The sequence below is a fragment of the Rhodococcus sp. AW25M09 genome (assembly GCF_000333955.1).
Taxonomy (GTDB): Bacteria; Actinomycetota; Actinomycetes; order Mycobacteriales; family Mycobacteriaceae; genus Rhodococcoides.
Genome location: NZ_CAPS01000031.1, coordinates 127770 through 136411, shown reverse-complemented (window position 1 = coordinate 136411; position 8642 = coordinate 127770). Strand labels below are relative to the sequence as shown.

At 65.0% G+C, this 8642-nt stretch carries 10 protein-coding genes; all 10 read left to right on the top strand.

All coding sequences use genetic code 11. The features are described from left to right. Positions 1-79 precede the first annotated feature (79 nt). The 10 genes from RHODMAR_RS06070 to RHODMAR_RS06025 all read left to right on the top strand — a co-directional run bounded on the left by RHODMAR_RS06070 (position 80) and on the right by RHODMAR_RS06025 (position 8627). A complete protein-coding gene (locus RHODMAR_RS06070) occupies positions 80-802 on the top strand; it encodes an enoyl-CoA hydratase/isomerase family protein (RefSeq protein ID WP_008712392.1) in 723 nt (240 codons plus the stop codon). Continuing rightward, positions 799-1650, top strand: a complete 852-nt coding sequence (locus tag RHODMAR_RS06065) for a 3-hydroxyacyl-CoA dehydrogenase family protein (RefSeq protein WP_008712391.1) — start codon at positions 799-801, stop codon at positions 1648-1650. The genes RHODMAR_RS06070 and RHODMAR_RS06065 overlap by 4 nt, the downstream gene beginning before the upstream one ends. Further along, positions 1647-2417, top strand: a complete 771-nt coding sequence (locus RHODMAR_RS06060; RefSeq protein ID WP_042938154.1) for an enoyl-CoA hydratase/isomerase family protein — start codon at positions 1647-1649, stop codon at positions 2415-2417. The genes RHODMAR_RS06065 and RHODMAR_RS06060 overlap by 4 nt, the downstream gene beginning before the upstream one ends. 129 nt (positions 2418-2546) lie before the next feature. Then, the gene (gene paaA, locus RHODMAR_RS06055) at positions 2547-3494 is read left to right on the top strand and encodes a 1,2-phenylacetyl-CoA epoxidase subunit PaaA (RefSeq protein WP_008712389.1); all 948 of its coding nucleotides are present in this window, start codon (positions 2547-2549) and stop codon (positions 3492-3494) included. Further along, positions 3491-3853: a 1,2-phenylacetyl-CoA epoxidase subunit PaaB gene (paaB, locus tag RHODMAR_RS06050; RefSeq protein WP_008712388.1), complete on the top strand. Its 363-nt coding sequence runs from the start codon at positions 3491-3493 to the stop codon at positions 3851-3853. Before paaA ends, paaB begins: the two co-directional genes overlap by 4 nt. Before the next feature lie 28 nt (positions 3854-3881). Continuing rightward, positions 3882-4799: a 1,2-phenylacetyl-CoA epoxidase subunit PaaC gene (gene paaC, locus RHODMAR_RS06045; protein ID WP_008712387.1), complete on the top strand. Its 918-nt coding sequence runs from the start codon at positions 3882-3884 to the stop codon at positions 4797-4799. 41 nt (positions 4800-4840) lie between these two features. Then, positions 4841-5302: a 1,2-phenylacetyl-CoA epoxidase subunit PaaD gene (gene paaD / locus RHODMAR_RS06040; RefSeq protein WP_051047827.1), complete on the top strand. Its 462-nt coding sequence runs from the start codon at positions 4841-4843 to the stop codon at positions 5300-5302. Continuing rightward, the gene (paaE, locus tag RHODMAR_RS06035; RefSeq protein WP_042938151.1) at positions 5302-6396 is read left to right on the top strand and encodes a 1,2-phenylacetyl-CoA epoxidase subunit PaaE; all 1095 of its coding nucleotides are present in this window, start codon (positions 5302-5304) and stop codon (positions 6394-6396) included. Before paaD ends, paaE begins: the two co-directional genes overlap by 1 nt. A 16-nt stretch (positions 6397-6412) precedes the next feature. Then, on the top strand, positions 6413-7720 hold the full coding sequence (gene paaK, locus RHODMAR_RS06030) for a phenylacetate--CoA ligase PaaK (RefSeq protein WP_008712386.1): 1308 nt from the start codon (positions 6413-6415) through the stop codon (positions 7718-7720). 1 nt (position 7721) lies between these two features. Beyond that, positions 7722-8627, top strand: coding sequence for a helix-turn-helix domain-containing protein (locus tag RHODMAR_RS06025; protein ID WP_042938149.1), 906 nt, complete (start codon positions 7722-7724; stop codon positions 8625-8627). Positions 8628-8642 lie beyond the last annotated feature (15 nt).

Here is an 8642-nt window from a genome sequence, read left to right as displayed (position 1 = left end):
AGCGCGAGAAGGCGTCCCGTGGGCTAGCGACACTGTGCGTCGGCGTCGGGCAAGGCGTGTCGATGCTGATCGAGGCACCGTGAACACGCTCGTCGTCGAGGAATCGACGGACCGCGTCGTCGTGACGTTGTCGAGAGAGAAGCAGCGCAACGCAATCGACGCCGAGATGATCGGTGACTTGCACGAGGTGTGCGCCCTCGTCGAGCAGGACCCGAAGATCGTCGTCATCACCGGGCAGGGCGAGCACTTCGCCGGGGGTGCCGACATCAATCAACTGCGTGCCCGCACCCGAGACGATGCACTGCGCGGTATCAACCGAAACCTGTTCGACCGCATCGCCGCACTCCCCCTGCCCACGATCGCCGCGGTCCGCGGCTACGCCCTCGGCGGCGGAGCCGAACTGTCCTACGCCTGCGATATCCGTATCGCGTCGCCGACAGCGGTGTTCGGTAATCCCGAACCGGGGCTGGGCATCATGGCTGCCGCCGGTGCCAGCTATCGGTTGCCGACTCTCGTGGGAGTGTCCGTCGCCAAGCAGGTACTGCTCGGTGGCCGGACGCTCGACGCCGAGGTGGCACTCCGCTCCGGCCTGGTGCTCGACGTGGTCGACGAGCCGTTGGCCGCAGCCCATGCCCTCGCGGATCGCATTGCGAGGCAGGCACCCCTGGCACTGAAGCTCACCAAGAAGATCCTCGATGCGCCCGGATCACACCCGTGGGCCGACGACATCGCGCAGGCCGTTCTGTTCGAGACCGAAGACAAACAACGCCGCATGACGGCATTTCTGGAGAAGAAGAAATGAGTACTCCCGATACAGTCGCCGTCGTCGGCGGAGGCCGGATGGGTGCAGGGATCGCCCAGGTGTTCGCGGCCCTCGGTTCCACTGTCGTCATCGCCGAAGCAGCCGACCAGGAAGCCGCACTCGGCCGAGTCGCGACCGGGCTGGATCGAGCGCACGAGCGCGGCAAGCTCAGCGAGGACCCCGCCGCGATTCTCGCCCGGGTGTCCACCGTCGCCGGGCCCGCAGATCTTTCTGCCGAGCTGGAATTGATCGTCGAGGCAGTGCCCGAGATCCCCACGCTCAAGGTCGAAGTGCTTGCGCTCGTCGACAAGATCGCCGGGCCCGAGACCGTCATCGCGTCGAACACGAGCTCGATTTCGATCGCCGAGCTCGGCGCGGCACTGAGCGATCCGGGCCGCTTCATCGGGATGCACTTCTTCAACCCGGTTCCGGCGTCGACTCTCGTCGAGATCGTGCGTGCCCCGGCCACCTCCTCGGACGTGGTGGAACGAGTACAGCAGTGGGTGTCGCTCCTGGGCAAGACCGAGGTGCTCGTCAACGACTCCCCCGGCTTCGCGACGTCCCGGCTCGGCGTCTGCCTCGGGCTCGAAGCCATTCGCATGCTGGAGGAAGGCGTCGCCGACGCCGAATCCATCGATCGCGCCATGGAACTCGGGTACAAGCACCCGATGGGCCCGCTGCGGTCGACCGACCTCGTCGGGTTGGACGTTCGACTCGCCATCGCAGAACACCTGGCGTCGACACTCGGCGACAGGTTCACTCCCCCGCAGTTGTTGCGAGAGATGGTTGCTCGCGGCGACATCGGACGCAAGTCCGGTCGCGGCTTTCACGATTGGACGAACGCATGACGGTACGGTTCGACGTCGCCGACGGCTTGGCGACCATCACCCTCGCGCGTCCGGAGGCGCACAACGCACTCGACGTCGCGACGAAACTCGCGTTGGCGGAGGCAGTTCAGAGCGCCGCTGCACCCGAGGTGCGTGCCGTATTGATCACCGCCGAGGGCAAGAACTTCTGCGTCGGCCAGGATCTCGGTGAGCATGTCACCGCGCTTGAGGCCGACCCGGCCACGGCGATGGATACCGTCGGCGAGCACTACAACCCGGTCATCCGAGGGCTCGCAGCGCTCGAGGCCCCGATCGTCGTGGCCATCCCCGGTGCATGCGTCGGCGCTGGTCTCGGGATCGCGCTGGCCGGAGACATCCGGGTGGCCGGCACCAAGTCCTCGTTCGCGACGGCATTCACCGGCATCGGCCTCGCGAGCGACTCGGGATTGAGCTATTCGTTGGTCGAGGCGCTGGGATCGAGCCGGGCAGCGGGTCTGATGCTGCTCGGCGACCGGGTCACCGCAGCCCAGGCCCTCGACTGGGGCCTGGTGCACCGCGTCGTCGACGACGAAGACGTCCTCGAGACCGCACGCTCGCTGGCCACCTCACTCGCGACCGGCCCCACCCAGGCCTACCGTCAGGTGAAGTCGCTGATCGCGAGATCAGGACTCTCCGACGCCCTGGACCGTGAGGCGCAGGCGCAGACCGAACTGGGACAAACGGCGGACCACAAAGCCGCCGTCGACGCCTTCCTGGCCAAGAAGAGAGCCTCCTTCGTCGGCATGTGAGCGGAAGTTCGACCCCTGCGACCCCTGCTACGAATTTCCATGCACATGCGGCGAAGCCGCTCTTGTGCCCGGGGTCACTTCGAGGCATACTGGTTACCAACCGATCATTCGGTAATGAAAGTAGGACTTATGACCACGTCAAATACCCTGTCCGCCGAAACGCTGCAGGACGGGTTCGACGAGACCATCGCCCGTGAACAGCGCGTCGAGCCCCGCGACTGGATGCCCGACGGCTATCGCAAGTCGCTCATTCGCCAGATCGCCCAGCACGCGCACTCGGAGATCATCGGCATGCAGCCGGAGGGCAACTGGCTCACCCGCGCACCGTCACTGCGCCGCAAAGCCATCCTGATGGCCAAGGTGCAGGACGAAGCCGGCCACGGCCTCTACCTGTACTCCGCCGCAGAGACCCTCGGAGCAGACCGCGCCGACCTGACGGTCAAGCTCATCGAGGGCAAGCAGAAGTACTCCTCGATCTTCAACTACCCCACCCTGACGTACGCCGATGTGGGCACCATCGGTTGGCTCGTCGACGGCGCAGCGATCTGCAACCAGGTTCCCCTGTGCCGCAGCAGCTTCGGACCCTATGCACGCGCGATGATCCGCGTCTGCAAGGAGGAGTCGTTCCATCAGCGTCAGGGCTACGAACTGCTCGCCACGATGATGCGCGGCACCGACGAACAGCGCGCCATGGTTCAGGAATCGGTGAACCGCTGGTGGTGGCCGGCACTGATGATGTTCGGCCCGCCGGACGACGAGTCCCCCAACACCGAGCAGTCCATGAAGTGGGGCATCAAGCGCCACACCAACGACGAACTGCGCCAACGCTTCGTGGACATGTCGATCCCGCAGGCGAAGGCACTGGGCGTCACGTTCCCGGACCCGGATCTGAAGTGGAACGAGGAGCGCAAGTCGCACGATTTCGGCGAGCCCGACTGGTCCGAGTTCATGCAGGTCATCAAGGGCAACGGAGCCTCCAACGTCGAGCGCATCGCGAACCGTCGGGCAGCCCACGACGGTGGAGCCTGGGTCCGCGAGGCCGCAACCGCATTCGCCGAAAGGAACGCAGCGTCATGACCGAGTTCACCGCCGAGGGCGGCCACGGAGCCGTTCCCACCGAGAACGTACCGGTGGAACCCAAAAGGGAAGCCGTCAAGGCTGATTGGCCCCTGTACGAGGTGTTTCTTCGCGGTAAGCGCGGCCTGAACCACGTGCATGTCGGCTCGCTCCATGCCGCCGACGACCACATGGCCCTGCGCCACGCTCGCGACGTGTACACCCGCCGCAACGAAGGCGTGAGCATCTGGGTGGTTCCGTCCAACTCCATCGTCGCATCGTCGCCGTCGGAGAAGGATCCGTTCTTCGCACCGAGCGGCGACAAGGTGTACCGCCACCCCACGTTCTACGAGATCCCCGACAACGTCCCCCACATGTGAGACCCACTTCCCAAGAGGACAAGCACTCATGACTGATCACGACAACGCCTACGAGGGCCTCGTCGACGAGGATTCGCACGGGCAGTGGGCCTTCGGGACGAGCTTCGACGATCCGCTCGCCGGGGTCGACACCACCGTGCCGGACGACGTCGATACGAAAGCCCTTGCCGCGTACTGCCTCATGCTCGGCGACGACGCGCTGATCAGCTCGCAGCGCCTGGCCGAGTGGAGCACCCGCGCACCGGAACTCGAAGAGGAAGTCGCACTGGCCAATGTCGGTCTCGATCTCCTCGGACAGGCCCGGCTACTCCTTGCCCGAGCCGCCAAAGCCGATCCGACGGTCGTGCCGTTCGTCTCGGACACCTCCCCCGCACCGGCCGAGGATGCGCTCTCGTTCTTCCGTGACGACGCAGATTTCCGAAACGTGCGACTCACCGAGCTCGACAACGGAGACTTCGCGAAATCCCAGGTCCGCCTGCTGGTGTTCGCGACGTGGCGGCTCGCCGTCTTCACTCGTCTGCAGACCTCGCGCGATCCGGTGCTGGCCGCCGTCGCGAACAAGGGGGTCAAAGAACTGAAGTACCACCGTGACTACGCGGCACGCTGGGTCGTCACCTTGGGCTGTGGAACCGACGAATCGAAGCGCCGAGTTCGCGATGCGGTGACCAGAATCTGGCCGTACGTCTCGGAACTGTTCCTCCCGACGGACGAGGAGCTAGCACTCGAGAAGGTCGGCGTCGCCGTCGATCCTCGCGACGTTCGCGAGGAGTTCGATTCTGTTCTCGCTCAGGTTCTGCACGCCGCCGAGCTGGACGCGCCCGAGGGCAAATCCGTCGGCACCATCGGCGGACGCGGCGGTCGCCGCGGCATCCACACCGAAGCATTCGGCCCGCTGATCGCCGAGATGCAGGTCGTCGCCAGAGCCCACCCGGAGGGAGTCTGGTGACCACACTCGAGAGAACTGCGCGTGAGATCGCCGCCACCGTCATGGACCCCGAGATGCCACTGCTCACGCTCGACGACCTCGGCGTCCTTCGCGATGTCGAGGTCCGCGAGAACGGTAGCGTCCGCGTCACGATCACCCCGACCTACTCGGGGTGCCCGGCGATGGCGACGATGCGCGACGATATCGAGCACAAGCTCACCGACGGCGGCTACACCGACGTCGAGATCGTCACCAGCCTGAGCCCCGCCTGGAGCACCGATTGGATCTCCGAGGACGGTCTGCGCAAACTCCGCGAATCCGGCTACTCGACGCCCGGCCCCGCCCCGGCCCGCGCGTCGGGTCCGGTTCCGCTGACCTTGACGCTCAAGCCTCGGGTGATCGACTGTCCCCAATGCGGTTCCGGCAACACCCGCCTGACATCCGAGTTCGGTGCGACGCTGTGCAAAGCGCAGTATCGGTGCGACGACTGCCTCGAACCCTTCGACCACGTGAAGGAAATCTGATGACCGTCACAGCCGAACCCGCACAGAAGAATCTGCGCAACAAGGCCTTCCACACCCTGACCGTCGCCGACGTCGAATCACTCTGCGACGACGCCGTAGCCGTCACCTTCGACGTACCCGAACATCTCACGACCGAATTCGATTTTCGGCCGGGCCAATCCCTGATGCTCAGTCGTACGGTCGATGGCGTCGAGCATCGTCGGTCGTACTCGATCTGCGCGGCAGCAGGCACCCGGCCCCGTGTGGGGGTACGTGAGGTCACCGACGGTCTGTTCTCCTCGTGGCTCGTCCACGAGGTCAAGGCGGGCGACCGCATCGATGTGCAGGGCCCGACCGGCACGTTTCACGCCGATCCGGCCGCAGCCGGGCGGCACGTTCTCATCGCTGCCGGTTCCGGTATCACCCCGATGCTGTCCATCGCGGCCTCCGTTCTGGCCAACCCCGACGCCGAAGTCGTTCTGCTGTACGGCAATCGGCGGACCCGCACGGTGATGTTCGCCGAGGAGATCGCCGATCTGAAAGACCAGTACGGCTCACGTTTCGATGTCATCCACGTTCTCTCGCGGGAACCCCGCGAGGTGGAGCTGTTCAGCGGCAGGCTCGATGCCGAGCGGCTGAAGAACATCCTCGGCACCGTCGTCCCCACGCCGGACATCGATCATTTCTGGCTGTGCGGGCCGTTCGGCATGGTCAACGACGCGCAGGACGTTCTGAAAGAACTCGGCGTCGCCAAGAGCAGCATTCACCACGAACTGTTCTACGTCGACGACGTGCCCCCGCCGCAGGAGAAGCACCGCGAGCCCGGCGTCACCGGTCCCAGCAGCGAGGTCACCATCACCCTCGACGGGCGGACCGTCACCGGCTCACTCCCGCAGGACGAGTCGATTCTCGACTCCGCAGAGCAATTGCGCTCCGACCTTCCTTTCGCTTGCAAGGGCGGGGTCTGCGGCACATGCCGAGCCAAGATCACCTTCGGCGAGACCGACATGCGCCGCAACTACGCACTCGAGGACAACGAGGTCGACGCCGGCTTCGTACTCACCTGCCAGACCTTCCCCGTCAGCGACAACGTCACCGTCGACTTCGACGCCTGATCCCCCGGAGACTGCCATGACCAGCGTCCTGTCCACCCCCACCGACACACCGGACATCGAATTCGCCAGCCGCGATCAGATTTCCACGCTCCAGCTGGAGCGGATGCAGTGGTCGCTGCAGCACGCCTACGACAACGTCCCGCACTACAAGAAGGCCTTCGATGACGCAGGCGTGCACCCGACCGATCTGAAGGATCTGTCGGATCTGGCGAAGTTCCCGTTCACCACCAAGGCAGACCTTCGCGAGAACTATCCCTTCGGCATGTTCGCGGTTCCGCAGGAGAAGGTCTCGCGGATCCATGCGTCCTCGGGCACCACGGGCAGGCCGACGGTCGTCGGCTACACCGCCGGCGACATCAGCAACTGGGCCGATTTGGTCGCCCGCAGTCTGCGGGCGGGCGGAGTGAAACCGTCGGACAAGGTGCATGTCGCCTACGGCTACGGACTCTTCACCGGCGGACTCGGCGCACACTACGGCGCAGAACGACTGGGCTGCACAGTCATTCCAATGTCCGGCGGTCAGACAGACCGTCAGATCCAGCTCATCGAGGATTTCGAGCCCGACGCGATCATGGTCACGCCCTCGTACATGCTCACGATCGTCGACGCGATGGTCGCGAAGGGCATCGACCCGGCGAAGACGTCGCTGCGGACCGGAGTGTTCGGAGCCGAGCCCTGGACCGAGGAGATGCGCAAGGAGATCGAGAAGACCCTCGACATGGACGCCGTCGACATCTACGGCCTGTCCGAGGTGATGGGACCGGGCGTCGCGATGGAATGTGTCGAAACCAAGGACGGACTGCACATCTGGGAGGATCATTTCTACCCGGAGGTCATCGATCCGGTGACCGGCGAAGTCCTACCCGACGGCGAGGAAGGTGAACTGGTGTTCACATCGCTGTCCAAGGAGGCGATGCCGATCATCCGCTACCGCACCCGCGACCTGACTCGTCTGCTGCCGGGCACGGCCCGCACGATGCGTCGGATGCAGAAGGTCACCGGCCGCACCGACGACATGATCATTCTGCGCGGCGTCAACCTCTTTCCGACTCAGATCGAGGAGCTGATTCTGACGATTCCTGCACTGGCACCACAGTTCCAGTGCGTGCTCGAACGCGCCGGACGCATGGACACGCTGACCGTCCTCGTCGAAGCCCGCCCCGACGCTGCGCTCGACACCCATCCGATCGCAGCGGCAACGCTGAAGAAGTTGGTCAAGGATCGCATCGGCGTCAGCGTTGCGGTCGACGTCGTCGCACCGGCGGCCCTCGAGCGTTCCATCGGCAAAGCCCGCCGGCTGATAGACAACCGTCCGTCCGTATGAGATGAGCCCGGTGGCACTGGATTTCGAGCAATGGCGCGAGAACGTCTCGACGGCGTTCGTGCCGCTCGAGGCTGTGTCCACCGGGCTTTCGTCGTTCGAGGGCACGCTGGTGTCGTCGACGTTGGGATCGTTGCAACTGAGCGAGGTCGCGGGCCGTGAGGTCGACGTCCGACGTACTCGGGCCACCATCAAGCGGGCCGACCCCGGCTTGATCAAGGTGGGCTTGCAAGTGACCGGATGTGGCACCATCGTGCAGAACGATCGGGAGGCCGTACTGAACCCGGGCGACTTCGCGGTGTACGACACCAGCGCCCCCTACGATCTGCATTTCGCCGGAGACTTCGCGATGTTCGTGGTGATGTTCCCGCGCGAAGCGCTGCGCATCGATTCTCGTGAGTTGACGACCGTCGCCGCCCGTCGAATCGAGGGCGATCACGGTGTCGGCGCGTTGGTCTCGCCGTTTCTGCACGGCCTGCGCAGGACCACGGTCGACGGAACCCTCCCCACGACACCGATGCTGGAGAACGCCGTCCTCGATCTGCTCTGTGCAGCCCTCGACGACGCGGCACCGCACAACGCGCCGGGTTCGACGCTGCTGATCGAGGCCAACAGTCTCGTCGAGTCACATCTCGGCGATCCCACGCTGTCCACCGCGTCCCTCGCTGCACGCATGCATATCTCGGTGCGTTACCTGCAGAAACTCTTCGAGTCCGATGGTCGCACGGTGGCCGGCTGGATCAGATCCAGGCGACTCGATCGGTGTCACCGAGATCTCCGAGACCCACGCTTCGCCGCGGACAGCATCGGAACCATCTGTGCACGTCACGGTTTGATCGATTCATCGAACTTCTCGAAGCTGTTCAAGGAAACCTACGGCATGTCGCCGCGCGCGTACCGCGCCGACTGAAGGCGGGGCTCGCGG

Coding starts and splice junctions, on each gene's coding strand:
- RHODMAR_RS06065 (WP_008712391.1), top strand. CDS start 799: ATGAGTACTCCCGATACAGTCGCCGTCGTCGGCGGAGGCCGGATGGGT.
- RHODMAR_RS06060 (WP_042938154.1), top strand. CDS start 1,647: ATGACGGTACGGTTCGACGTCGCCGACGGCTTGGCGACCATCACCCTC.
- paaA (WP_008712389.1), top strand. CDS start 2,547: ATGACCACGTCAAATACCCTGTCCGCCGAAACGCTGCAGGACGGGTTC.
- paaB (WP_008712388.1), top strand. CDS start 3,491: ATGACCGAGTTCACCGCCGAGGGCGGCCACGGAGCCGTTCCCACCGAG.
- paaC (WP_008712387.1), top strand. CDS start 3,882: ATGACTGATCACGACAACGCCTACGAGGGCCTCGTCGACGAGGATTCG.
- paaD (WP_051047827.1), top strand. CDS start 4,841: ATGGACCCCGAGATGCCACTGCTCACGCTCGACGACCTCGGCGTCCTT.
- paaE (WP_042938151.1), top strand. CDS start 5,302: ATGACCGTCACAGCCGAACCCGCACAGAAGAATCTGCGCAACAAGGCC.
- paaK (WP_008712386.1), top strand. CDS start 6,413: ATGACCAGCGTCCTGTCCACCCCCACCGACACACCGGACATCGAATTC.
- RHODMAR_RS06025 (WP_042938149.1), top strand. CDS start 7,722: ATGAGCCCGGTGGCACTGGATTTCGAGCAATGGCGCGAGAACGTCTCG.